This is a genomic window from Streptomyces sp. NBC_00019 (assembly GCF_045041015.1).
Classification (GTDB): domain Bacteria; phylum Actinomycetota; class Actinomycetes; order Streptomycetales; family Streptomycetaceae; genus Streptomyces.
In genome coordinates this window covers 10,146,051-10,169,700 of the sequence record NZ_CP108302.1, presented here as the reverse complement: position 1 = coordinate 10,169,700, position 23,650 = coordinate 10,146,051, and the positions used below count along the sequence as shown (strand labels likewise).

Genomic DNA, 23,650 nt, shown 5'->3' with positions numbered 1-23,650 from the left:
CAGACAGACGCTGGCAGACTGACGGCACATCGAAGCTCCGGATGGGCAGGGCGACTTGGGAAGGTCACCCCTTCAACTGGAGCTTCGTTGCGTGCGTGGCGGGTCACCGATACACCGTCGTACTGAAGGTGTCCCGCCGCGTGGTCTAGGCCGTGAGCATCTCTGCGGAGGTCCGGTAGAGCACACACCGGCGTAGCGGCCCTTCGGGCACGCTCGGATCCTCGAAGTCGTCCGCCGGGTCCCGGGTCATGCCGATCCGGCGCATCACCGCCTGGGAACGAAGGTTGTTGACGGTCGTCGACGCGACCACCTCCGGCAGCCCGAGGGCCTCGAAGCCGAAGGCCAGGCAGACCAAGGCGGCCTCGGTGGCGTAACCGTGACCCCACGCCGAACGCGTCAACCGCCACCCTATGTCCACCCCCGCGAACGGCAAGTCCTCGTCCACCTCGTCCAAGCCGGCGCGGCCGATGAACGCGCCGGTCTCCCTTGCTTCCAGCGCCCACCACCCAAAACCTCGCTCGTCGAACTCGGCCTGCATGAGTGCCACCGCGGCATCGCTTTGCTCCCGCGTCAGCAGTTCCCCCAGGTGTTCTCGAACTTCGGGATCGGCGTTCATCGCCGCCCACGGCTCAAGGTCGGACTCCCGCCACCGGCGGAGCAGGAGACGATCGGTGCGCAGTTCAGGCATGCCCCACAGCTAACGCGATCAGGATCCGGGTGGCGATCGCTTATATCGAGCCGTGCGGTCCTCGCCCCTGCCAGACCCGCTGCGTAGATTCTCACGGCCTGCACCACCCGGCGGGACGCCAGCGTCGTGCTGCCGTGACCTGCACAGATTCATGAACACCAGGACTTTGAAACCGCCCTGGCGGGCCCTGCTCGTTTTCGAGGGGTAAGCCGTCTTCCTCGCTTCGTGGGGTCAGACGATCTATCCACACCCGCGGACGGATGAACCAGCTGGCGTCAGACGCCCCCGCAGCCAGCCCTGTGCTGAATGGTCCAGGGTAAAGCTGTCGCCCCCAGCCGGGCAGCCCGAACGCAGGGACAGGTCGCGAGCGGCACAGGCTGGAGACAACCGGGAATGGCGCCAGCCCACCTGACCCGCTGGATCGCCATCGCGGCAGCTCTGGACCGGCAGCCTGTAATTTGAAGGCGACCTCGCGACGCACGCCCCCGAAGGGAGTTGATGCACAGCATGAACGTGGAATGGATTGAGCACCTTTCTAGCTGGCTCTCCGATAGAGGGTTCAGCCGGTCGGACGATCGAGAGGTAGGTGGATTTGAGAATATTCTCATTAGGTTTAGGGGTGAACCCTACGAAGTGCATGTCGTGCGTGAACGAGGAGAATGGAACATCGGGATCTCCCCGGCTGGCAGATCACCCCTGATGTGGCCGTACGTCTGGCGTCACTATCTGGATGCCACCACTCCCGATCCGTCTCAGCTGCCCGAATCGCTTGAGGAGCAGCTTGAGTTTACCTATAGAAGACTTGACGAAGTCATGGAAGCGACTCGCCGCGACGCGGAGATCGAGAACCATCTCCGCGCTATTAACCGAGCAATCATCAGCGCCCGCCTCGGACTGGATCCCGTTACATTGCGGCGCGAGAAGAAACCTGAGGACGAGAAGGAATGAGACCTTTCAGCCCTGTCACCTATGAGCTTGTAACTCAATCATGGATTGAGCTTCTTGAGGCGTCACCAGCAGATCAGACCGAATGCGAGGGATACGAACGCATCGTGGAGTTCGCTTCAGCGTTCCCAGGAGACGGCGAGCCGTTTCGACCCACCGCACCGTGCGACGCTGCTTCCGCGCAGCCTCCAGATCAGCCCGCAGCGGCGCCTGTGCTGTGACGTGCGCTGCGCACACCCGGCTCAAGCCCGAGCCGGCGGCTCCTGTTCGAACATGGCGTGGAAGCGCCGCGTGTGGTCCACGTGGCGCTCGGCTCCGGTCAGCGTGACGCTGACCGTCAGGCGCGGATCCGCGCTGGAGGCGGCCAACCGCAGTTCCAGCTCCCCCGCTTCGACGACGCGCCGCCCGTCGCGCCCGGTGAAGGAAGCGAGGTCGGCCGGGACCGTGACACGGACGCGGCGGGCCTCGCCCGGCTCCAACTCGACCCGGGTGTAGCCGGCGAGGCGCTGCACCGGCTGGACGACGGAGGCGACCGGGTCGTGCAGATAGAGCTGGACCACCTCGGCTCCGGGCCGTTCGCCGGTGTTGCGGACGGTGAAGCCGAGGGTGAACTCGCCGTCTGTCGGGGCCTCTTGGACGTCGGCGGTCAGGTTTGTCCAGTCGAACCGCGTGTAGGACAGGCCATGGCCGAAGGCGAACGCCGGGGTCGGGTCGATGTTGGACACCTTACTGGCGTGCGCGAGCCGGGCGCCGAGGTATGTGGCCGGCTGGGAGCCCGGCCCATTCGGCACGCTGACCGGCAGACGTCCCGAGGGATTGACACGTCCACTGAGCACCCCGGCGATCGCGTGCGTACCCTCCTCTCCCGGGAAGAAGGACTGCACGATCGCAGCGGACTCGTCCACGGCGCGGCCGAGGGCGTACGGCCGGCCTGCGAGCAGCACGGTCACCACGGGTGTCTCCAGGTCGAGCAGGGTGTCGAGCAGTTCCTGCTGCGCACCGGGCATGATCAGCTCCTTGGCGTCGCATCCCTCGCCGCTGGTGCCCTGCCCGAAGAGCCCGGCGCGGTCGCCGAGCACCACCAGGGCGACGTCGGCCTCGCGCGCCGCCTGGACTGCCTGGCGGATGCCGGAGTGGTCGCCGTCGTCGATTCCGGTGCCGCGGGCGAACGTGATCTCGGCGTCGGGGAACTCGGCGGCGAGCGTGTCACGAAGGGTGGGCAGCTCGATGCCGAGCGGGGTCCCGGGGTGGCGGACGCCGATGTGCTGCGGGAACGAGTAGCAGCCCAGTACAGCGGTGGGCTCGGCCGCGTTGGGGCCGAGCAGGGCGATGCGGCGCGGCCGGGTGAGCGGCAGGATCCCGTCGTTGGTGAGCAGGACGACCGCCTTCTCGGCGATCTCGCGGGCCAGTTGACGGTTTTCGGGCCGGTCCAGGTCGACCTTGCCGCGCAGGGTGTCCGGGTCACCGGGATGCGCGCCGTCGAGCGCGGCCGGCATGGGGCTCCAGTCGGGGTCGAGCAGACCGAGCATCGCCTTCTGGTGCAGGACGTGGCGCAGGGCCCGGTCGATGAGCTTTTCCGGTATGCGGCCCTCGGTGACGGCCTGCACCAGGGGTGGGCCGAAGGTCCTGACGGTGGGCAGTTCGACGTCGACGCCCGCTGCGAGTGCGGTGCCGGCGGCGTCGGCCCAGTCAGCCGCGACGCCGTGCAGGGTCTTGAGGAAGGCGATGGCGAAGTAGTCGGCGACGACGGTGCCCTCGAAACCCCAGGTGTCGCGGAGCAGTCCGGTCAGCAGTTGCTCGTCGGCAGCGGCGGGTACGCCGTCGGTGTCGGTGTAGGCGTGCATCACGGAGTGGGCGCCGCCCTCGCGGATGGCCATCTCGAAGGGGGTCAGCAGGACATCGGCACGCTCGCGGGCTCCCATGGGGACGGGGGCCAGGTTGCGTCCGGCACGGGAGGCGGAGTAGCCGACGAAGTGCTTGAGGGTGGCGACGATGCCGGCGGACTGAATGCCCTGCACGTACGCCGTGCCGATCGTGCCGACGAGATACGGGTCCTCGCCGATGGTCTCCTCCACGCGGCCCCAACGGGCATCGCGCACGACGTCGAGGACGGGCGCCAGACCCTGGTGGACGCCGACGGACCGCATGTCGCGACCGATGGCGGCGGCCATGCGGCGCACCGTGTCCGGGTCGAAGGCCGCGCCCCAGGACAACGGAACGGGGTAGGCGGTGGCGCCCCAGGCGGCGAAGCCGGCCAGACACTCCTCGTGCGCGACGGCGGGAATACCGAAACGGTTCGCCGCGGCGATACGGGCCTGCGTGCGCGCCAGGGAGAGGGCACCCACCGCCGGGTCGACGGGGACGGTGCCGAAGGGACGGGTCAGCTGGCCCAGTCCGCTGGGCATCAGGGCCTCGAGATCGGTGGCCTCCTCCATGTCGTGCTGGTGCGGAGCCACTTCGCCGCCCTCATCGGACGCGCCCACCCACACTCCGTACAGCTGGGCGGTCTTCTCCTGAAGCGTCATCGCGCCGATCAGGGCGTCGACTCTCGCCGCGACAGGAAGGGCGGGGTCGTTCCAGAGGGGGATTTCGGGGATGGGCTCTGCGGCCACGTCGGCGGTCACTTTCCTTCCACACCCCTCAGCCCCTGGGCCAGGCGCGACGGGCGAACAGGTACACGAGCAGGACGGGCGCCATGGACGACATCACGGCCGCCAGGAGGCCGGTCACCGGCTGAATCCGGCGGTCAGGCCGCTGAGCAGCTGGCGGCGCCCGAAGACGTACAGCGCCAGGATGGGCAGCGTCGTGAGGACGACGGCGGCGAGCACGGCGGGGACGTTGACCCCGTACTGGCCCTGGAACGACCACAGGGCCAGCGGCAGTGTCCGCTTCGACGGGCTCTGGGTGAGGATCAGCGGCAGCAGGAATCCGTTCCAGATGGTCAGCGCGTTGTAGATGGTCACGGTGATGAGGGCCGGCCGGGTGAGCGGCGCCGCCAGCCGCCACAGGGTCGTCCACTCGGTGGCCCCGTCGACCCGCATGGAGTCGAAGAGTTCCTTGGGTACGTCGCGGATGAAGTTGGCCAGCACCAGCACGGACAGCGGGATGGCGAAGGCGATCGACGGCAGGATCAGCGCCAGCAGGCTGTCGTACAGTTGCAGCTTGATGATGATCAGGTAGACCGGGATGACCGTCGCCTGCAGCGGGATGGCAAGGCCCATGAGAAACAGGCCGTTCACCGCCCGCAGGAACCTGAAGCGCCAGCCGCGCACGATCGCATAGGCAGCCATGAAAGAGAAGACAACGGCCGGTATCACCGCGCCGGCGGTGACCACGACGCTGTTCACGAAGTAGGTGAGGAAGTCGGATTCGATGACCAGTTGGTAGTTGTCCAGCGTGGGATCGCCCGACGGCACCAGCGGGTTGCTCGTGTAGTAGCTGCTCTGCGCCTTCAGACTGGTGATGAGCATCCAGTACAGGGGTATGGCGACGACGACCAGCCAGATCCATCCGGCCAGGCCGCCGGGCCAGTTGCGTCGGCGGACCGCCGGACGGGAGTGGTTGCGCCGCTCGCGGCGGGTGGCCTTCTCCGGCCGCTCGGGCTTGGTCAGCGTGGTGGTCACGTCAGGCCCCCTCGAGTTGGCTCTCACCGGCATCCCGGCCCCCGAGCCTGCGCAGCAGCAGGGCGAGGGCCAGGCCCACGAGGACGAGGATGACGGCGATGGCGCTGGCCGGTCCCATCAGGTTGGCCTGGAAGCCCCGTTTGTACATGTCCAGCGCCAGCACCCGGGTGGCGTCTGCGGGACCGCCCTCGGTCAGCACGAAGATGAGGTCGAAGAAGGTCAGTGACCCCACCACCATGAGCGTCGACGAGGTGATGATGGTGAACTTCAGCTGCGGCAGCGTGATGCTGAAGAACTGGCGGACCCGGCCGGCGCCGTCCAGCTGGGCCGCTTCGTACAGGGACTGCGGGATCTGCTGGACGCCGCCCTGGTAGATCAGCGAGTGGAACGGGATGAACTGCCAGGAGACGACGAAGACCACGAGACTGAAGGCCAGCCAGGGCCGCCCCAGCCAGTCCTGACTGAGGAATCCGATCCCCAGCCCGTGGCCGAGCCCGAAGTTGGGGTCCAGCAGCGCCTTGTACGAGATCGCGATCGCCGCGGAGCTGAGCAGCAGCGGAATGAAGTACACCACGCCCAGCACCGCACGGTAGCGCTGGCTGCCGGCCAGGAACGTACCGAGCAGAATACTCAGCGGAGTCTGAACGGCCCAGGACGCGGCCATCACGAGGAAGGTGACCCACAGGGCGTGCGGCAGCCCGGGGTCGGTGAGCACCGCACGCCAACTGGTCAGCCCCGACGGGTGGATGCTGCCGATCCCGTCCCATGTGGTGAAGCTCAGCGCGAAGACACCGACGAGCGGAATCACGGCGAAGCCGACGAAGACCACCAGCGCCGGCATCGCCACCCAGGGCAGGATGCTGCGCGGTTCGCGACGCGGCGGACGGCTGGTGAGTGAGCTCATGTGCCGATGACCGCGTTGAGGTTGGCGGCGAACGTCTTCGGCGAGATGGACAGCTGGAACAGCTTGACGATGTTGTCCAGCAGCGTCTCCGCGGCCGTCGGGCTGAGCGCCTGGTCCCAGGACTGGGCGAACGTCTTGGCCTTGCTGGCGACGCCGTAGGTGAACTTCAGGAACTCGGCGTCCTCGGAGGCGTCCAGCTGCTTCTCCGTGCCGAGCAGGAGCGGGACCGCCCCGGTGCCGATCCAGTCCTTCACCTCGGCCGGCTGGAGGACACCCTTGGTGAAGTAGTCCTTGGCGATCTTCTTCTGTTCGGCGCTGGCCTTGGAGGAGATGTACAGGTACTGACCGGGGTTGCCGACGGTGTCGCTCGGGTCGCCCTTGCCGCCCTCGACGGGCGGGAAGTTCATGAAGCCGAGCCCGCCACCGGAGACGAAGTCGCCGCCGTCGGCCTTCTGGATGCCGTACGACCAGGAGCCGTGCAGCATCATCGCGGCCCTGCCGGTGTACAGCAGCGCCTGGTCGGCGTTGGAGTCGGCGGTGATCGAGGAGAAGCCCTTGACGAACCCGCCCGCCTTGACCAGCTCCTGCACCTTGCCGAGCGCGTCGAGGGCGGCCGGGTTGGACCAGGCGTCCTTCTCGCCGTCGAAGACGGCCTGGAACACCTCGGGACCGCCGATGCGGTCGAAGAGGAACTCCAGCCACATCATGTTCGTCCACCGGGACTGACCACCGAGGGAGAACGGCGCTATGTCCTTCGCCTTGAACTTGGGCACCAGGGCCATGATGTCGCCCCAGGACTGCGGCGGCTCCACGCCGACATCGTCGAAGACCTTCTTGTTGTAGTAGAGAACGATCGGCTGCACGGTCTCGCATGGCATCGCGTAGATCTTGCCGTCGATGGTCGCCGGGCCGAACGAGGACGGGAACAGCCGCTTCTTGACCTCGGGATGGTCGCCGAACCACGAGGTGAGGTCCTCGACCTGCCCGGCCTTCACGTAGCTGCGCAGCGTTCCGCCGCCCCAGCCCCAGATGAGGGTGGGCGCCTGCCCGGCACCGATGGCGGTCTTGATCTTCGTCTTGTACGCGTCGTTCTGGAAGGTGGTGCCCTTGATCTCCTCATCGGAGTGGGCCTTGTTGAACGCATTGAGCGCGTTCGTCCTGACGCCTTCCTGAGGCTGGCCGCTGAGGTACCAGTACGAGGCTCCAGCGCCGCTCTTGCTGGGACCGGACGAGCCGCAGGCCGACAGCGCCACGGAGGCGGGTACCGCGGCTGCCAGCCCGAGGAAGGTACGTCGAGAGAGAGGGATCGCCATGTTTGGTCTCCGCACTCGAGAGCCACCGGCTTCTCGTGAGTCGTAGTGAAAGCTTTTCGAAAAAGCCTTCTTCGAGCCTGTGCATGGAGCTTGTTCGAGCAAATTAAGTTTCGAGCTGATGCCCTGTCAAGGCATGCGCAGCACCGTTGTTGGGCGGCATTCACCTGCGTAGTATCGAGCGAGCACGACTCGCGAAAGGCCACGGCAAAGACCGAAACATTTCGAATATTGAGGTCGAGGATCGCGGAAGGAGGGGGATGCGGTGGCTGCGGCTGATCCACTGCCGGTGACCGGCCAGGTCAGGCTGCGCCGAAAAGACCCGGTGCCGTCCAGGCCGGACCGGGTCGATGCCCTCCTGGCCGGGAAGAGGGTGACGGGGAAAACCGCGCCTCTCGGCAGCCGCCCGGTCGGCAACTACCTGGAGCGCGTGGCCGAAGGCGGCGCCGCACAGGCCAAGCCTGTGCAAGTAGCCCCCGTCGAGGGTGCGTTCGCGGAACTGAGGAGCGTTCCGTCGACAGAGACAGCACAGGGCCCTGACGGGTGTACGGGTCGGCGTACTTGCCGATCGGAACACGTCCACCGGACACCCTGCCGGGTTGCCGTACGGTAAACCGATTCCACCCGCATTGGCCTGCCACGATCGGCGGCTCACCACACCGGTGGACGTACAACTGGGAGGAACTGATGCCACCGAACGCCAGACGCACCACCCTGGCGGACATCGCCCAAGCGGCCGGCGTCTCCGTCGCCACGGTGTCCAAAGTGGTCAACGACCGCGGCGACGTGGCGCCGCAGACCCGCGCCCGGGTGCAGGAACTGCTGCATCAACACGACTACCTCGCGCCCGTGTTCCGCCACACCAAGGCGAAAACCAGTCCCGTCATCGAAGTGCAGTTCCAGGGCAGCCTCAAGTCGTACGTGGCCGAGGCCCTCGAAGGCATCATCGACTCCGCCGCCGAAGCAGGGGCCTCGGTGGCCATCAGCAAAGCGTCCCGCGCCCCGCACTGGGCCCGCGACCTGGTCTCAGCCGGGCGCCGCGCCCTCATCGCGGTCACCAGCGTGTACACCGCCGCGCACCTCAAGGAGTTGGCCCGGGCCGGACTGCCGCTGGTCGTACTGGACCCACTGCACCTGCCGGACAGCCGGGTCAACAGCGTCGGGGCAACCAACTTCGCCGGCGGCCTGACCGCGACCCAGCACCTGCTCTCCCTCGGCCACCGCCGCATCGCCTATCTCGGCGGACCGGCCATGGCCGTGTGCAACCAGGCACGCATGCACGGCTACCGCGCCGCCATGGAAGCGGAAGGAGCGCCGGTACCCGCCGCCTACGTCCGGCCCGGAGAATTCTCGTACCGCAACGGCTTGCTCGGCGCCGCGGCGCTGCTGGACCTGGAAGAGCCGCCGACGGCGATCTTCACTGGCAACGACGAGATCGCCCTCGGCGCCATCGAGACCGCCCGCGCCCGTGGCCTGCGCATCCCCGAAGATCTGAGCATGGTCGGCTTCGACGACACGCACCTCGCTCAGATGGCCTCACCGCCACTGACCACCGTGCGCCAGCCGCTACGGGAGATGGGCGGTGCCGCCCTGCGCACCGCCCTGCGACTGGCCAACGGCGAGAAGGTCGAGTCCCACCACATCGAACTCGCCACCGAACTCGTGGTACGTGCCTCAACGGCGCCGTCGGCAGATCTCAAGCGACCGACCATGTGTTCTGAGCGGTCCGCTTGACCAGATCCCCTTCACCCAGCGGAACATCTGCTCCGGGAAGACATTGCGCTTCGGCACCCTGGCCGCCTCTCGCGAAACCCACTCCCCCACCAGCTCCTCCCGGCGAGTCTCCTGGGCCTCCCTCACCGGGCCGCGGATCAACTTGCGCACGGCCGGGGAGGCGACAGTGCGGCCGTCCACCACGGGGCCCTGGCAGACCCGCCTACGACCGCCGAGCGCCTCGGGATCGATGATGCCGACGCCCTTGAGCACACCAACTACGGCTGCGCGGGCTCGTATCCGTTGGCCCCGACACCAGGCACAGGACGGAGCCGTCCTCGCGAGACCAGGCCGACGGGTCACCCCAGGCCGGGCTATGTCGATCACCGGGGACTCCACGGCGGATCCACCCAGGTGGCCCTGCAGATCTCGGAAACGGTGATCACCTCGCCCACGGCGGGCAACGACCAGTCCCGGTAGGCCCAGAACGCCACCGCCACCATCGTCCGCGCGAACTCGATGCTCCAACTCACGCGCACCATTCTCTGCAACACAGCCAGATTCACGATCACCTGAAGTCCGAGATCACCAACAGACTCCCGGCATTGGCTTCAGGGACAGTTGGGAAAGTGTGTGCCGGCGAGCTGAAGGAGGAGCTCAAGAACCCGATCGCCGGTCGTATCACGAACCTGCGAGGGTGTCCGTCATGAATTCGCAGCCGCCGCCTGATGTCGCTCGTCACCTTGACCAAGGTGGTTCGTTGGCCCGGTTCGCGGGTCGGATTCTTGTGGTCTGTCCGCGATGCGGGGGCCGCGCTCTGGTGATTCCCCGGCCGGGCCTTTCTGATCCCAGACACTTCAGCGAGCTCTTGTTCCAACCGCGTCGTCTGGCTTGCCGAGGGTGCGGTGCTGTCGACGACTGGAAGCCCGAGGTGCAGGGAGCCGGGCTGGTCGGCGCGGTGCTGGGTGGCAGTCAGGACCCGTTCTTTCAGCAGCCACTATGGCTGCAGACCCGTTGCGTCGGCCAGACCTTGTGGGCCTATAACGCGGTGCAGGTCGACGACTTCCCGCACCCACCCGGCGACGGTGGTGCGGTGTATCGCGTTGCCGCCGGTCAGGTCGCCCGGCCGCTGGTCACAGCACAGTACCGCCAGCACGATGCCCGCGATCTTCCCCGCGGGCAGGGCCCGCCACCTGAAGCCGATCGTCTTCAGATGGCCGCGGATCAGGTCAGCGAGCCAATTCAGGGTGGCGCTCGACAGCGGCAGGCGGGCGGTGTAGACAAGTCCGTCAGGGCCTTCGACGGTACTGTTGGCTTTCTTCACACCAAACTCAACTGCCGCCGGGGACTCGCCAGTTACGCCCAGCCCCGCGCGGTCACAACCGCGCGGTGAATCGCCCGTCGCCCCGTTTGTGCAGCCAGCCTCGGTCGGCGAGCCTGGTCATCTTCGCTCGCAGCGGCTCCAGCTTGCCGCGCGCCAAGGTGTCCAGGCCCAGCCGGTTCAGAACCCGCTCGGCGACGATCAATTCCTCCCGCTCGGCCTGGACCTCCTGCAGCTGCTTACCAACTCCCCGGCGAGTGTGTCCAGTTCACCTCGGCGAGCCGTTATCCGCTCCAGTTCCCGCATCCCCACGCCGCTACGGTCTCCCGACGTACCCAGTCCGGTAACGGATCGTAGCGTCAGCACGGTCACCGCAGCCGAACCCGACAACGACCCCGGCCTGACATGTCAGATGATCTAGGAGGTTGGGTCGGGGGTGCGCTGCGGAGCAGCCAGGACCCAGGCGGCGAAGGCTTCGACGCCGTCCACGACTGCCTCGAAGCGCGGGGAGTGGAAGACGTCGAACGCGTGCTGCCCGCCGGGCAGTTCGACGTAGACGACGGTGCTGTCGGAGCCGCGGCGCAGCTGGTCGGCGAAGTTCCGGGCGCCCTCGACGGTCGCCAGCGCGTCCTTGGTGCCGTGGGCGATGAGGAACGGCGGCGCACCGGGGTGGATGTATCCCTGTGGCTGGAGCGGGGGCGGCGGCTCGTCCGGCGGATCGCCGAAGTAGTGGCCGTAGTAGCCGTAGAGGCAGACCGCCGCGGTGACCGAGGTGTCGGCCGACTCGAATCCGGGCTGGAACACAGGGTCGTTCGGCGTGAGCGCGCACAGGGCCGCCAAGTTGGAGCCGGCGGAACTGCCCGCCACGACCAACCCCGACGGATCGGCGCCGTACTCGGGGGCGTGCTCGCGGACCCAGGCGATGACCTTCTTGGCGTCGATCTGATGGCCGGGGAAAGTGGTCTGGGGCCGCAGCCGGTAGTTGGCGCTGATGCACACCCACCCCTGGCTGGCGAGCCGGTACAGCAGGGGCCGCGCCTCACGGTTCTTCGCTCCACCGGTGTAGCCGCCACCGTGGAAGTAGATCAGGACCGGCGCGTTCTGTGGCGCGTCGCGGCGGCGGTAGATGTCGAGGAGATTCCGGCGCCCGGCGTCCCCGTAGCGGATGTTGGGGATCCGCTGCACGTCACGCCGCCGCATCGGGGCCGGCAGCAGCAGGATGCGGACCCAGGGCCGACGGCGGCGCAGCGGTACGTGCACACGAACCCGCCAGCCGGTCCCGAGGCCCTGCTCAAGAGCCCGCCCGACCACCTGATCCGTGCGCAGGCCCCGCCAGGCGGAGACAGCAAGGCCGACGGTGGCGACGGCGGCCACCGCGACCGTCACCTTGGCTCCCGCCGAATCCAGATCGCCCTCTGCGGCGGCCAGTGCCGTGGAGACCACCAGGACGTAGATGCCCACGAACGGCACCTCGTTGAGGCCCAGGCCGAACCAGAAACTCAGGGTCGCCAGTGGCCGGGGCCGGCGTGGCGCGACAACGGCGAAGAAAGTGCACCAGGCGAAGAGCGCGGTCGTCGCCACGTATCCCATCGGCATGCCCATGAACGTACCACCGTCAACTCTGGGACATTTCACGGGACTTGACCGCCCAGCCCCGTCGCCGCAAGTCACTCGTTCGTGAAGATCCAACGAACCCGGTTCAACATCGGCGCACACACGCGTTCTCGTCCCGCGCCCCACACACCAGCTCTGTGACCTGCGACTTCACGATGCACACCACTCAATGGAGAGCGGTGGGTTGGCATGGGTGCCCATCAGTTGGCGGCGAGGTTGCTGAGTAGGTGGCCAAGCTCTGCCGGCGCCTGAAGGTGGGCCAGATGGCCCTGGCCGGCGAGTTCGTGGACTGCGGCATGAGCGACGACGTGCTGCCGCGCGGTGTCGAACGACGTTCCATAGGGAGCTGTTCCGCGGTTGCACTGGCCGATGATCAGGTCGACATGACCTGCCTGTCGCGCCAGCACATCCCAAGGCGGCGCCGCGTTGAGCGCACCGAGTTCGGCGTACAGCGGTCCGCTCCAGCGACGCAAGACAGCCGCCGTAGCTCCAGCCGAAGAGCGCCCTCGTGCTGTCGAACGCGTCAAGGACCACGCCGAGGTCCTCGACCTCTGTCCGCAGCGAGTAGGAATCGGTCAACGGCCCCGAGGGAGTGTGGCCAGAAGTCCTTGCCGTCGCCGGTCGCCGAGCGGCCGGCCTCGGATGGGGAGGTGAAGAGTCCGTCCCAGGAGCGCGAGAACGTCTTCGACGGTGCGTACGGTCCGGTCCATCCGGCCCCCCTTTCGACCGGGATCGATGGTAGGAACGGCGCGGATTCAAGGCCAGGTCAGACTGCATAGGGCGATGGGTGAAGTGGACTGCTGCGGCCCTCGCAGCAAGGAGGGCTGGAAAGCGGCTGAAGAAACCGAACACCGTCTTGAACGGCGGGTAGTCGCTCGGCAGCGCGCTCCACTCGCACCCCGTGTCGACGACATAGCGCAGGGCGTCGACGGTCTCACGGCGCGGGTGCGCCTCCGGGCGGCCGCCGTGCGGAGTCCGGCAGGCCGACACCGACAACAAGGGCTCGATGAGGCCAATTCGAGGTCGGTGGTGTCCGACGGATTCGGGCGCCGGCGCATGCTGTTCCGTCCTTCAGTCGATCAGGTCGAGGGTGGACTCGACGGAGTTGAGCTGGGCGACGATGTGCCGCACCCGCTTGTCCTCCGGATCGAGCGCGACATGCGGGCCAATGGTCCCGGTGATCATGCGGCGGACCTCGGACGACAGCACGTGCACCCTGGCCGTCACGTAGACCTCCAGCTCTACTGCTGAAGAGGCAGTGTTCCGACCCTGCACGATTCGCCCATCAGAGGGCACTGTTTGTCGACGGCGGTGACCTGCCAAGTGCCTCGGATCAGGTCGAGCGTCGCCGTGTAGTCGACGTGTACGGGCGGTTCTTGGCCGTGACGCCACCGCTGCAGCAAGGCGGACAGGCGGATGGTCGCCAAGGTTGGTGTGGTGGCCCCAACAGCTCCGATCCAGTGGGGGCTTTCGCGGATCAGCCGGCCCGTCGTCGCGATGTCCGGTTCGGGGATCATCACTGATGAGGTTTCACCGGCGCTGACAAGCGCAGAGCCGGCCAGCAGGGCCAGCAAACGACTCAGGACCACTGCGGGCATAGCCCGATCAGTTGACTCGACCGTCAGATAGCAGTCGTCATGCCCGGAATACCAGAAGCGCGAGCCCTCGATGTGAGGTAGGACAGGCTCGTCGAAGGCGGCCGTCCCAATGAACAAGGCGATCTCATCAAGCTGGGCCGGGGTCGGCGCCATCGGCACGTCGACCAGAGACAGCTCGTAGGGCGACCAACTGCCATCCAGGAACCGGGGCAGACTGTCGCGGTGCATCACCAGGATCTCCTCACCGAGTCCCGGGGTGGCAGAAGCCCACGCCTCAATCGAGTGAGCGGTGACGTCGGCACCCTGTTCAGCGGCGATCAACGACGGCCGCCATTGCTGGAAGTCCTCGTCCAGGAAGCTGTTCGTCGCAAGGTCCACGACGAGGACCGTGTCGTTCACCGAGCGCGAGAACACATCGATCAACTCGCTAGCCTGGGCCGCCGAAGCACTGATCTGCCACGACCTGCCGGCCTCACGAACGGTGAAACTCAGCGGGAACGGCAAATGGTACGTCCCGACGCTGTTGACGCTGAAGGCTCCATCGCGCTCAACCTCGATCATTGCCGCCTCATCCCCTGTGAACGCGAAGGCTCCTTTTTTCTCGCACAGATCATCATGCGTCGTCGGCCGGGGCAGGCCGCAATACACGGGTAAAACGGCAGCGCGCTGAGCCTGCGCTCCGGCCTGCGCACTCGACCGCACACAACAGCCAACTGCCCGACCAGACGCCGGACGCACAGTCCATGCCAACGCAGTGGGCGAGCACCCTCGGCATGATCCCCACGCTCCCGTCGTCGGTCGGCCGCCAATCCGCCCGCTGCCCGTCCGACGACGCACTGGCCAGATCCAGGAGGCGCAGACGAGTGGCCCGACTGACCCTGCTCGTCGGGGTGAGCCAGCCAGTCCAACCAGCCATTGGGAGGCCGGTTGCTCGCGGGCCGTACGGATCCGGGCCACGAACGGCGCGAGGCACTCGCGTATCTACCGCTCGGCGCGGGGCTGTTCCTCCGGCGGTGAGGGCGCGCTGCGGGCACAGCTCGATGACTTCGACCTCGCAGGTGCGGTAGTGCGGGGGCTGGTGCCCGTCGGGATGAGCTGTGCACCAGCCGGGCGTGGAGGTCAGGGCAGGAGGGCGCCCGAACCCGACGCCTGCCCGCAGGCACCGTCACGTGGCTGCGAGGAGGATGGCGGTGTAGTGGGCGGTGAAGGCGGCAATGGTCAGGGTGTGGAAGACCTCGTGAAAGCCGAACCAGGCCGGTGAGGGGTCGGGACGCTTGAGTCCGTAGACGACGGCGCCCGCGGTGTACAGCAACCCGCCGGCGGTGACGAGTACGACGACCGCGGTGCCGCCGGTGCGCGCGAAGTCGGGCAGGTTGAAGACGGCCACCCAGCCCAGGGCGATGTAGCACGGGGTGTACAGCCACCGGGGAGCCCCGATCCACAGGATGCGGAAGGCGATGCCTGCCAGGGCGCCCGCCCACACCACAGCCAACAGCACCAGCTGCCGGCTTCCGGGCAGCAGCAGTACCGCCAGCGGGGTGTAGGTGCCGGCGATGATCAGGAAGATGTTCGCGTGGTCCAGCCGCCGCAGCACCGCCTCCCCGCGCGGACCCCACGTGCCGCGGTGGTACACCGCGCTGGTACCGAACAGCAGACAGGCCGACACCGCGTACACCGCGCAGGCCGCCACTGCCGCGCCGGTGCGCGAAACGGCGACCAGGACGATGCCCCCGGCCAACGCCAGAGGGAACACGCCGGCGTGCAGCCAGCCGCGCATCCTCGGCTTCAGCGCAGCCGCTGCCCGCTCCACCCCGTCTTCCAGCCTGTTGGCGCTCTGCCCGGCAGCCGGCCGGTCGGTCGCGCCGGCAGGCGCAGCAGTCGCGGGGGTACGCAGGGTGTCGGGCGGGGTGCCGGGGCGGGAGTCGAACTCCCGCCCGTGTACCGGCGGCTGGCCATCTTCGGCGATCATGCGCTCATTTTCTTGAATGGGGCGGGAGAGTGCGGTCCGGCGCGTCTCCGTGGAGTGCGGGTCAGGTGCCGTCCGGGTGCCGGGTTGCGGTGCGGCGGTATTGGGCGTTGATGCGCTGGGCTTCTTCGAGCTGGTCTTCGAGGATGATGATGCGGCAGGCGGCCTCGATGGGGGTCCCCTGGTCGACAAGTTCCCGGGCGCGGGCGGCGATGCGCAGCTGGTAGCGGGAGTAGCGGCGGTGTCCGCCCGCGGAGCGCAGCGGGGTGACGAGGCGGGCGTCTCCAATGGCGCGGAGGAAGCCCTGGGTGGTGCCGAGCATTTCGGCCGCCCGGCCCATGGTGTAGGCGGGGTAATCATCATCGTCGAGACGGCGGTATGAGTCGTCTGCTGTCACCTGGCCTCTCTGGAACACGTGGAGGGCCCTGGCGCCGTACGGCGCCAGGGCCCGAAGGAACTGCTACACCATCTGCCGGCCCTGTTACTGCGCCGGCCTTCTGTCACCGCACACCCGGCCGAGATGCTGCCGGGAATGCTGGGATCGCGGTTGCTTGACCGGAGACCACCTCACTATCGATGTCCTGCGGTACCCGGACTCACATACCGTCCGGGCGATCCTGATGGCGTCCCATTCCTCCGTTTCTCCCTCTGGGATCAATCACTTGCTAAAGGGGACCGCGTACTGCTGGTGATGCGACCTGCTCAGCGGCCTGTGACAGCGCCGCTCTTCGGCAGCCAGCCCCGTTCGCCTGTCCTGCGTCCGCTCTGGCTTGGAACCCCACTGCCGAACCTCCCGGTGCGCGCGCCCGCAGCCGACGCCTTCACCGAGGTACCGCTCGCTGACTTCACTGCTGGGTACTGCTCGCGGCGGCCCCTGATCACTGCGGGCCACCCGGTCCGGCCGTCAGTCCCGTCACCGTCCTGCAACCCTGGCTCCGGAACTCCACCACCGCACCGTCCTGCGCATTGCAACTACATACTGCTGCCTGGCAGTTCGTGTCTGCCGGGCCCTGCTGTCTCTCTGGGCTACGAGAGAAACCATAGCCAGATCCACGACCGAATGTCTACTCCAGCCAGAACAGATTTCTTCGAGCTCCACGGCGAGCTTCGCAGGCTCGTCCTGGCAAGACCGCGGTAGCGGGATCTGCGCAGGCGCAGCGGCCGGCTCCCGGGGAGATGGCGCCTTCGCCCCGCCCAGATCTTGTAGCGGTCCTTCAGGTGTCGCTCTGCTGCCCGGCGCGGGCCGCCTGGACGGCTTCGTGCGCGGCACGGTGGCGCAGGGTGATCTCGGCGGCTTGCGGTGGCCCCACTTGGGCGTCGCGCACCTGGTGGGAGACGGGGCCACTCAAGACCCATACAGGCGCTGTCCGATCTGAGTGGGTCCACTGCTGGCCCAGCCCGGCGTGTCCTCCCCCGGCACCGCCGCCTCCTCACCCCGGGCAGGCGCTGTGCGGGATCCTGTTCGTGCTGCACACCGGGATGTCGACATCGCTCTGCTGTCGGTCGGGCGGGACGGCAGGAGCTGCTACGGCGGAGACGGGGCCATCGGCCCCTTCGCTGACCAGTCCGGCTGAGTCAGCATGTGCATCGGACTGGGCCCATGGCGACGGGTGCCTGCGTCACACCGCATCGGCGCCCCCGCCTCGGCCGGTCAGTCCCCCAGACGCGTTGCGCGTAGTCGACGAAGTTCCGGCCCATGATCTTCTCGATCCGCTCGGTGGCGAATCCGCGCAGCTCCAGCAGGCGGATCAGTTCCCGGAACTGGTCCACGCCCCGCAGGTCGACCACGAAGGGGTAGGTGTCCGCGCGCTCCCCGGCGGCGGAGACCCCGGCCTGCTGCCGCCGGGTGACGTGCTCGGCCAGGTGGGCCCGGTAAGCGTCGAGGTCGTCAATGGCGGTGACCGGTCCATCGGTGCCGATGCCGACGTGGTCCTCCCCGCAGACGTGCACGGCGTGCACGATGTGCTCGACGAGGTCGGCGGCGCGTGCATGGCCGGTGGGACTCAGGAACGGCATGAAGTAGATGCCGACGAACCCGCCACGGGAGGCGACCAGCCGCAGTTCCTCGTCGGTCTTGTTGCGTGGCAGGTCGGTCAGTGCCCGGCATCCGGTGTGGTTGATCGAGACGGGCACGCGGGAGTGGCGCGCGGCCCCCAGGCAGGTGCGTTCGCCGCTGTGCGAGAGATCGACCATCAGGTGCCGGTCGTCGAGGGCGTCGATCACCTCTCGCCCGAAGTCGGTCAGTGCGGTGTCGGCGGACGCCATCGAACCACCGCCGAGGTGGTTGGCCAGTGCTTTGGCCTCGGCGACCTGTACGGGAGTGAACCCGCGCTCGGCGCCTGGGGCGCGTCCGCGGTCGGTCAGAGCCGGCAAACATGTGCGAAGCGTCCGCGCCAAGAACGCACCGTGTCCACGTGCAGACGGGTGTCGGCGGCAATCTTGGCGTTTGCCCGGCCGCGTGCTGCGAGGGAGGACGATGGTGGCACGCTGCCTGGTCTGGTGAGGGGTCTTGTGGCCGTAGGCCATCTTCTTGAGCCGGTGGCGTTCGGCGGCGGTCAGCACCACCGTCACGGCGGCACGAATGGGCATGGTGAACAGACGGCCTGTCGTCAAAAGGTGTCGTGCAGCGTTCTGGCGGCTGTCCACCGGAACTGCTGCCGGCGGTCTTCTGGCCTGGAGCAGCATCCGGTGGCCCCGGTCCCGTGCGGAGGCTGTGGGCACCGACGAAAGGTGTCCTTCAGCGCCGACGAATCGGTCGGCATCGTGATCACCATGCCGACCGTTTGCTGTCTGTGACGTGAGAACGACCTCTGGCTGTTCACCTCGTGGGGCCTGCAAGGTCACCGGCACCGGGCGGATTGGGAGTTCGGTGCGATCCTTGCCCACCACACGTCCCGGGTGGCCGTGGGGCCGCTGTCAGGCGGAGACGTTGCCGAGGAAGTCGAGGAGAAGCGCGGACCATGCCTCGGGGCGCTCGACGAAAGGCAGGTGCCCCGTGGAGAGCTCGGCGTACTCGGCACCCGGGATCATGTCGGCGAGTTGCCGGTGGTGATACGGCGTGACCAACTGGTCCAACGTGGTGGAGATGACCAGGGTCGGCACCGTGATGGCAGCCAGGTCTTCGCGGACGTCAACCTGATCGATAATCAGGTCCAGCTGCCCGAGCGTGCCGGGCGGGATCGTGGTCGCGGTGGCCTTCAGGGCGGTGTCGAGGTCGTCCTGACCGATCGCCTCCAAGGCGGGGGCACTCAGCCCGATCAGGGACACGAACGCGGCCAGACGCTCAAGGTCGCCTGAGCGGAGCAAGTCGCGCCAGAGCCGGGCGGCCAGCAGAAACCGCGGATTGGGGTGGGCGAAGCCAGCTGTCAGGACGAGGCCGGTGACGCGGTCGGGGTGGCGGGTGGCGGCGCGGATGGCGACCGGGCTGCCGAGCGAGTATCCGGCGATGGCGAAGGTGTCCACGTCCTCCTCGACGGCGGCGGCGACCAGGGCGTCGGCCAGGGCGTCCAGGGCGAGGGGGGCTTCGGCGCGGGGGGTGCGGCCGGTGCCGGGATAGTCGGGCCCTACGACGGTGTGGTGGTCGGCGAGATTCGCCAGGATGGGGCCGAAGTTGGCGTCGATGCCGCCGCCGGCGCCGTGGGCGAGTAGCAGGCCCGGGCCGGTGCCGCGCACGATGCGGCCAAGAGAGGAAGAGGGCAGAGCAGTTGAGGACATGGGGATGTCATTCCTTCGGGTTCTCAGGGGGTTACGGGATGGAGCAGGTCATCGGGGTGCGTGGCTGAGCGCGGCGCCGCCTGGCAGCAGTGGCGGCGAGGCCGACGGCGACGAGCGTCACCAGCGCGCCGATCCATGGCAGGTCGTCGAGCGAGGAGCCGGCGGTGACGGCTTGGCCGCCGAGGGTGGAGCCGGCTGCGACCCCGAGGTTGAACGCGGAGGCGCTGACCGCCGTGACCAGGGTGGGTGCTTTGAGAGCGGACGCCAGTGCGCGGTCTTGCAGCAACGGGATCAAGGCGCCGGCGATGACACCGAGGATGAGTACGGTGGCGGCTGCCGCCCAGCGGCTCTGACTGGTGAGTGTGAAGGCGGCCAGCACAGTGGCGAGGACGGCAAGCAGCGCGTGCAACGCTGCCCACGGGGCGCGGTCGGCCAGGCGGCCGCCGAGGATGTTGCCTGCTATGGAGCCCAGGCCGAAGAGCGCGAGCAGCGTCGTGACCCCGGCAGCGGTGAATCCGCTGACCTGGCGCAGCAGCGGGGCGATGTAGGTGTGGGTGGTGAACAGGCCGGCCTGCGCGACCACGATGATCGCCAGCACTGCGGCCACTTTGGGCTTGAGCATCTCCCGGACCTCGCCGCCGGGGCGGCCAGCTGTCTCCGGTGCCGCCGGACGGACCAGCACACTGGTGGCAGTGAGGATGGCGGCGCCCAGGATGGCGATGCCGGCAAAGGTCGTCCGCCAGCCGTAGTGGTCGCCGATCCAGGTACCCCACGGAGCGCCAAGGACCATGGCGAGGTTCCAGCCCGCCGTGATCACGGCGATGGCACGCCCGCGTTGCCCTGCCGGAACCGTGGTTACCGCGATCACCAATGCCGTTGCGAAGACCGTGCTGTGCGTCAGAGCGGTCAGCATCCTCGCCGCCGCCAAGACGCCGAACCCGGTGGCCAGCGCTGCGGCGGCGTTGCCCGCGACGAACACGCCCAGCAAGATCAGCAGCGTGCGGTGGCGGGCGATGCCCAGCATCCCCAGGGTGACCACTGGTCCGGCGACGGCGACCACCAGGGCGTACACCGTCACCAGCACCCCGACGGTCGGCAGCGGACGGTGCAGATCCGTTGACAGCTCCGGCAGCAGGCCGACCATCACCCACTCCGCGGTGCCCACCACGAACACACAGGCGGTGAGCAGAGCCAGTACCGCGCGTCGGCGCACCGGCGCGGGAGGGATGGCGGTCATCGAGACCGCGCTGTTCGTCGTCATGCGACCGACGCTAAAGTCTCACACCAATGTGAGAGTCAACGCGGTGAGGTGCAGGTCACATGCGCATGGGAGAGATGGTCCGGCGAACCGGCGTCAGCGAACGCCTGTTGCGCTACTACGAGGAACAGGGCCTGCTCCACCCGGACCGGCTCCCCAGCGGCTACCGCGTCTACAACGAGGCCGACATCGACACGGTGCGGCGCATCCGCAGCCTGCTGGCCGCCGGCCTGTCCACGACGATCATCGCCAGGATCCTGCCTTGCGTCTGCATCGACGGCCCGACCCTCACCCCCGTGTGCTCTGACACCATCACCGAGCTGCGGCGAGAGCGCGAACGCATCACTCACGCCATCAACGAGCTGCATGCTTCGCGAAGCATGCTCGACACCGTCATCGCCGCAGCCCCAGCCACCTGAACCGCACCCTGGGAAACGATCCACATGGGCGCGGGAAGCAATCACCGCAGCCCTTCATGCACGTCCTGAACCCACACGCGCTCCTTCAGCGTCACCCCCGAAGGACTTCCGGAGTCGGCCACTAAGCGGCCGCGACCGATACCGTTTCCTGCCCGCTGGAATGGCGCCGGCTGTTCCTGCCAAGGGAATGGGCGTCGCCCGCCGGAAGGGAGCCGACGGCGCATGAGCCTGCCCACTGGCGGCCGGCGGTGACCGCCACGGAGGCGACCGGCCTGGTCTCCGAGGCCCTCGTCGTCGACGCCCGCCGTCTGTTCGGATGGAATCTTCTGCATCGACGGCATCTGCTCGGCCGGCGCCGCGAACCTCCTGGCGGGGAACGGCTTCGAGGCGGTCAACAAGTCCCGCGGGCTGGTCCAGTGGCGCGCGGTGGGCGGCCGCCTCTCGCCCCCTTGAGCAGAGGCGACGGACGCCGTACGACGGGCCGGGCGCCGGCCCAGCCTCAGTGACGGACCAGCGTCCGTGCAGTGCGACGGCCGGACACACCCCGGACGACGCTCTCACGGGCTACCACGTGCACGCGGTGGACGGAGAGGTCGGCAAGATCGGCGCGCATTCCGCGGACCTCGGTCCCCACCATGCGGTGGTGCACACCGGTCTCCCGCTGCTGGGCAAGGACGTGGTGATCCCGTCCGAGGCCGTCTCGGGCATCGACCACGCGGCCCGGACCAAGGACCAGGTCAAGGCGGCGCCGGTCTTCGACGAGGAGCAGTACCTTGGCGACCCCCGCTACCGCGACCAGCTCGGCGGCACCCGGGGCTCGGGCCACTGACCCGGGCCTGAGCAGCTTCCTCGGCGAGCGCGATCGGGTGCGCCGCCCTCGCCGAGGACGGCTGCGGGGTCCTGCTCGACCCGTCCGTGCGGTACCGGCCGAGGCGGCCCCTCAGTTGCCCTGCGCGGCCGAGCGGGCGCGCCCCTCCCCCGCGTTCAGGGGCGTGTCCGCGACGCTGCCGGCGAACGGCCTGCCGCTGCCCGGGAGCTGGACCACACGCCACACCCACTCGGCGGCCGGGGTTTCGATATCGCGAGCAGGCAGATCAGTTGAAGATGCTGCCACCGCAGGGGCACAGATTTCCCTCGGGCTCGTATGAGTCCACCGGACGTCACTCAAGATCGCAGGGCGGCCCGTACGCGAGGCAATGGCGCACCGCGTCGTCAGAGGAAGCGGGAGCTGGTCACCGGACCCGAGGACGACAGACTCGTCCGGTCGCCCTGCAGCCAGGTATGGCGGACAGCGGACACGAAGTCGGTGAGCTTCTCGACCGGTTCGGCGGGCGTCGCGCCGTCTCCCTCGTCGGGTGTGGCGTCGGCAGCCAGGATATCCGCGGCGATCTCCTCCTCCGGCCTGTTGTCGGGCGTGCCGCGTTCCGGGACGCCGTCCTCTCCGGCATGCAGTTGCCCTGCCCAGGGCGCCGTCGCCGACTGGTGCAGCAGGGTGACGCTGTCGGCGGTGACCGCCGGTGGGTCGGTCCAGTTGCTCGCGTGTTCGTGCAGGATCTGGCCCGGCGTCCGTTCGAAGAGGCGACCGAGGATCTCGGGGCCCTGCTCGGCGCTGGCGACCTCGTTCAGGTCGTATGCGATGACAACCGTGTCTTCGCGGTCGGGTGCGAAGGGCTTCGTCGGCAGTTCCAGCAGCTGGGCCGCCGCGAGGGCGAGAATGCGGCTGCCCCGGTCGGGGAGCAGGGACACTGACGTGGGACGCGCCTCGGCGGCGTCGAGGACCGCTTTCAGCCTCAGCAGTCCGCGCAGGCACTGGTCGTGGGTGTCCTGCAGCCAGGCGAACCGCCCGGTCATGCCCGCGTCGAACCCATATGGGGACAGGGTGGTGAGCACGGTGCCGCCGATGACGTACTGCCAGCCCCGCAGATCGGTGGCGTCCAGTGGGCTCACCGGTTCGGCCTCGGCGGCCCTCGCCAGCATTGCGCGCTGACGGGCCTGCGCGGGCAGCCACATCTCGTCCTGCGGATCGGGCAGCCGTGCGTGATGACGGCGGGCCAGGGCGAGGTCGCCGGCCATGACGGCGTTGAAGACCAGCAGATATCGGTCCGGCCAGTCGACGAGGATGCTCTCGTGTGCGGTGAGCACTCCGACGGCCTCGCGGTGCCGGCCCTCGCGCTCGTATGCCGATACCAGTTCCCGCAGTATCCCGGCGGAGTCCGGCGCTTGCCGCAGCGCTTCGCGCAGAGCGGGTATCGCCAGATAGGGCACGCCGCGCTCGATGCATGCGTACCCGAAGTCGTAGAGCGCGCGGGCCTTTCCGGGACGGGCAGTCAGGGCGTCGGCAGCGGTGCGCAGGTCGTCGAAGCCGGCACTTCTGGCGGCCCGGGCGGCCACAAGTGCGAGCTCGTCAAGCGGCAGGTCGTCGGTGCCGTGCCGCAACTGGCGCAGGGCGCCCGGCAGGTCACCCTCGTCGAGGGCCTGCCAGGCCTGGAGGAGTTCAGGGGTTTTAGGGCGGCGATTCCTGCGCGAGAACATGCCAAGGATCTTCACCGATGATCGCTGTCCCCCTCAACCGCATTA

23 protein-coding genes and 1 pseudogene are annotated in these 23,650 nt (G+C 68.3%); 4 read left to right on the top strand and 20 right to left on the bottom strand.

Annotation, left to right across the window (positions count from 1 at the left end):
* Positions 1 to 145: 145 nt before the first annotated feature.
* Positions 146 to 688 carry a GNAT family N-acetyltransferase gene (locus OHU89_RS47165; RefSeq protein WP_405652343.1) on the bottom strand — a complete coding sequence of 181 codons (543 nt, stop codon included), beginning with the start codon at positions 686 to 688 and terminating at the stop codon, positions 146 to 148.
* A 507-nt stretch (positions 689 to 1,195) separates the two neighbouring features.
* Between OHU89_RS47165 and OHU89_RS47160 the strand changes: the two genes are divergently transcribed.
* A complete protein-coding gene (locus OHU89_RS47160; protein WP_405652341.1) occupies positions 1,196 to 1,636 on the top strand; it encodes a hypothetical protein in 441 nt (146 codons plus the stop codon).
* Positions 1,637 to 1,875: 239 nt separating this feature from the next.
* Here OHU89_RS47160 and OHU89_RS47155 read toward each other — a convergent pair whose 3' ends face one another.
* The 4 genes from OHU89_RS47155 to OHU89_RS47140 all read right to left on the bottom strand — a co-directional run bounded on the left by OHU89_RS47155 (position 1,876) and on the right by OHU89_RS47140 (position 7,473).
* On the bottom strand, positions 1,876 to 4,257 hold the full coding sequence (locus OHU89_RS47155) for a glycoside hydrolase family 3 N-terminal domain-containing protein (protein WP_405652339.1): 2,382 nt from the start codon (positions 4,255 to 4,257) through the stop codon (positions 1,876 to 1,878).
* Between the two features lie 102 nt (positions 4,258 to 4,359).
* Positions 4,360 to 5,256 carry a carbohydrate ABC transporter permease gene (locus tag OHU89_RS47150; protein ID WP_405652337.1) on the bottom strand — a complete coding sequence of 299 codons (897 nt, stop codon included), beginning with the start codon at positions 5,254 to 5,256 and terminating at the stop codon, positions 4,360 to 4,362.
* 1 nt (position 5,257) lies between these two features.
* Positions 5,258 to 6,160: a carbohydrate ABC transporter permease gene (locus OHU89_RS47145; protein ID WP_405652335.1), complete on the bottom strand. Its 903-nt coding sequence runs from the start codon at positions 6,158 to 6,160 to the stop codon at positions 5,258 to 5,260.
* On the bottom strand, positions 6,157 to 7,473 hold the full coding sequence (locus tag OHU89_RS47140) for a substrate-binding domain-containing protein (protein ID WP_405652333.1): 1,317 nt from the start codon (positions 7,471 to 7,473) through the stop codon (positions 6,157 to 6,159). The genes OHU89_RS47145 and OHU89_RS47140 overlap by 4 nt, the downstream gene beginning before the upstream one ends.
* Before the next feature lie 684 nt (positions 7,474 to 8,157).
* On the opposite strand from OHU89_RS47140, the gene OHU89_RS47135 reads away from it, so the two are divergent.
* Positions 8,158 to 9,204 carry a LacI family DNA-binding transcriptional regulator gene (locus tag OHU89_RS47135; RefSeq protein WP_405652331.1) on the top strand — a complete coding sequence of 349 codons (1,047 nt, stop codon included), beginning with the start codon at positions 8,158 to 8,160 and terminating at the stop codon, positions 9,202 to 9,204.
* 362 nt (positions 9,205 to 9,566) lie between these two features.
* Here OHU89_RS47135 and OHU89_RS47130 read toward each other — a convergent pair whose 3' ends face one another.
* The 14 genes and pseudogenes from OHU89_RS47130 to OHU89_RS47065 all read right to left on the bottom strand — a co-directional run bounded on the left by OHU89_RS47130 (position 9,567) and on the right by OHU89_RS47065 (position 20,657).
* Positions 9,567 to 9,716 (bottom strand): hypothetical protein, encoded by a 150-nt coding sequence (locus OHU89_RS47130; protein WP_405652329.1) that lies wholly within the window; start codon positions 9,714 to 9,716, stop codon positions 9,567 to 9,569.
* A 464-nt stretch (positions 9,717 to 10,180) separates the two neighbouring features.
* Complete coding sequence (locus OHU89_RS47125) at positions 10,181 to 10,507, bottom strand: hypothetical protein (protein ID WP_405652327.1); 327 nt, start codon at positions 10,505 to 10,507, stop codon at positions 10,181 to 10,183.
* Positions 10,508 to 10,559: 52 nt separating this feature from the next.
* Entirely contained in the window at positions 10,560 to 10,709 is a 150-nt protein-coding gene (locus tag OHU89_RS47120; protein WP_405652325.1) for a hypothetical protein, read from the bottom strand.
* 212 nt (positions 10,710 to 10,921) lie between these two features.
* Complete coding sequence (locus OHU89_RS47115) at positions 10,922 to 12,100, bottom strand: alpha/beta hydrolase (RefSeq protein ID WP_405652323.1); 1,179 nt, start codon at positions 12,098 to 12,100, stop codon at positions 10,922 to 10,924.
* Between the two features lie 218 nt (positions 12,101 to 12,318).
* Positions 12,319 to 12,591, bottom strand: a complete 273-nt coding sequence (locus tag OHU89_RS47110) for a hypothetical protein (protein ID WP_405655123.1) — start codon at positions 12,589 to 12,591, stop codon at positions 12,319 to 12,321.
* 346 nt (positions 12,592 to 12,937) lie between these two features.
* Positions 12,938 to 13,176, bottom strand: a pseudogene (locus tag OHU89_RS47105) (transposase); the annotation flags it as partial.
* Positions 13,177 to 13,189: 13 nt separating this feature from the next.
* Positions 13,190 to 13,345 carry a hypothetical protein gene (locus OHU89_RS47100; RefSeq protein ID WP_405652321.1) on the bottom strand — a complete coding sequence of 52 codons (156 nt, stop codon included), beginning with the start codon at positions 13,343 to 13,345 and terminating at the stop codon, positions 13,190 to 13,192.
* A gap of 14 nt (positions 13,346 to 13,359) precedes the next feature.
* Positions 13,360 to 14,277: a hypothetical protein gene (locus tag OHU89_RS47095; RefSeq protein WP_405652319.1), complete on the bottom strand. Its 918-nt coding sequence runs from the start codon at positions 14,275 to 14,277 to the stop codon at positions 13,360 to 13,362.
* Positions 14,278 to 14,881: 604 nt separating this feature from the next.
* Entirely contained in the window at positions 14,882 to 15,685 is an 804-nt protein-coding gene (locus tag OHU89_RS47090) for a hemolysin III family protein (protein WP_405652317.1), read from the bottom strand.
* 61 nt (positions 15,686 to 15,746) lie between these two features.
* Entirely contained in the window at positions 15,747 to 16,079 is a 333-nt protein-coding gene (locus tag OHU89_RS47085) for a MerR family transcriptional regulator (RefSeq protein ID WP_405652315.1), read from the bottom strand.
* A gap of 817 nt (positions 16,080 to 16,896) precedes the next feature.
* Positions 16,897 to 17,031 (bottom strand): hypothetical protein, encoded by a 135-nt coding sequence (locus OHU89_RS47080; protein ID WP_405652313.1) that lies wholly within the window; start codon positions 17,029 to 17,031, stop codon positions 16,897 to 16,899.
* Between the two features lie 226 nt (positions 17,032 to 17,257).
* Complete coding sequence (locus tag OHU89_RS47075; protein ID WP_405652311.1) at positions 17,258 to 18,055, bottom strand: dipeptidase; 798 nt, start codon at positions 18,053 to 18,055, stop codon at positions 17,258 to 17,260.
* Positions 18,056 to 18,598: 543 nt separating this feature from the next.
* Complete coding sequence (locus OHU89_RS47070) at positions 18,599 to 19,396, bottom strand: alpha/beta fold hydrolase (RefSeq protein WP_405652309.1); 798 nt, start codon at positions 19,394 to 19,396, stop codon at positions 18,599 to 18,601.
* Positions 19,397 to 19,427: 31 nt separating this feature from the next.
* Positions 19,428 to 20,657, bottom strand: a complete 1,230-nt coding sequence (locus OHU89_RS47065; RefSeq protein ID WP_405652305.1) for an MFS transporter — start codon at positions 20,655 to 20,657, stop codon at positions 19,428 to 19,430.
* 59 nt (positions 20,658 to 20,716) lie between these two features.
* Here OHU89_RS47065 and OHU89_RS47060 point away from each other — a divergent pair, with 59 nt between their 5' ends.
* Positions 20,717 to 21,073, top strand: a complete 357-nt coding sequence (locus OHU89_RS47060) for a MerR family transcriptional regulator (protein ID WP_405652303.1) — start codon at positions 20,717 to 20,719, stop codon at positions 21,071 to 21,073.
* A gap of 502 nt (positions 21,074 to 21,575) precedes the next feature.
* Positions 21,576 to 21,902: a PRC-barrel domain containing protein gene (locus OHU89_RS47055; protein ID WP_405652301.1), complete on the top strand. Its 327-nt coding sequence runs from the start codon at positions 21,576 to 21,578 to the stop codon at positions 21,900 to 21,902.
* Positions 21,903 to 22,285: 383 nt separating this feature from the next.
* Here OHU89_RS47055 and OHU89_RS47050 read toward each other — a convergent pair whose 3' ends face one another.
* Complete coding sequence (locus OHU89_RS47050; RefSeq protein WP_405652299.1) at positions 22,286 to 23,605, bottom strand: hypothetical protein; 1,320 nt, start codon at positions 23,603 to 23,605, stop codon at positions 22,286 to 22,288.
* Between the last annotated feature and the right edge of the window lie 45 nt (positions 23,606 to 23,650).

Bases quoted from the DNA above. Each gene is read 5' to 3' on its own strand.
- OHU89_RS47140 (WP_405652333.1), bottom strand. From the start codon at position 7,473: ATGGCGATCCCTCTCTCTCGACGTACCTTCCTCGGGCTGGCAGCCGCG.
- OHU89_RS47065 (WP_405652305.1), bottom strand. From the start codon at position 20,657: ATGACGACGAACAGCGCGGTCTCGATGACCGCCATCCCTCCCGCGCCG.
- OHU89_RS47050 (WP_405652299.1), bottom strand. From the start codon at position 23,605: ATGTTCTCGCGCAGGAATCGCCGCCCTAAAACCCCTGAACTCCTCCAG.
- OHU89_RS47145 (WP_405652335.1), bottom strand. From the start codon at position 6,160: ATGAGCTCACTCACCAGCCGTCCGCCGCGTCGCGAACCGCGCAGCATC.
- OHU89_RS47135 (WP_405652331.1), top strand. From the start codon at position 8,158: ATGCCACCGAACGCCAGACGCACCACCCTGGCGGACATCGCCCAAGCG.
- OHU89_RS47160 (WP_405652341.1), top strand. From the start codon at position 1,196: ATGAACGTGGAATGGATTGAGCACCTTTCTAGCTGGCTCTCCGATAGA.
- OHU89_RS47060 (WP_405652303.1), top strand. From the start codon at position 20,717: ATGCGCATGGGAGAGATGGTCCGGCGAACCGGCGTCAGCGAACGCCTG.
- OHU89_RS47090 (WP_405652317.1), bottom strand. From the start codon at position 15,685: ATGATCGCCGAAGATGGCCAGCCGCCGGTACACGGGCGGGAGTTCGAC.
- OHU89_RS47165 (WP_405652343.1), bottom strand. From the start codon at position 688: ATGCCTGAACTGCGCACCGATCGTCTCCTGCTCCGCCGGTGGCGGGAG.
- OHU89_RS47070 (WP_405652309.1), bottom strand. From the start codon at position 19,396: ATGTCCTCAACTGCTCTGCCCTCTTCCTCTCTTGGCCGCATCGTGCGC.
- OHU89_RS47095 (WP_405652319.1), bottom strand. From the start codon at position 14,277: ATGATCGAGGTTGAGCGCGATGGAGCCTTCAGCGTCAACAGCGTCGGG.
- OHU89_RS47115 (WP_405652323.1), bottom strand. From the start codon at position 12,100: ATGCCGATGGGATACGTGGCGACGACCGCGCTCTTCGCCTGGTGCACT.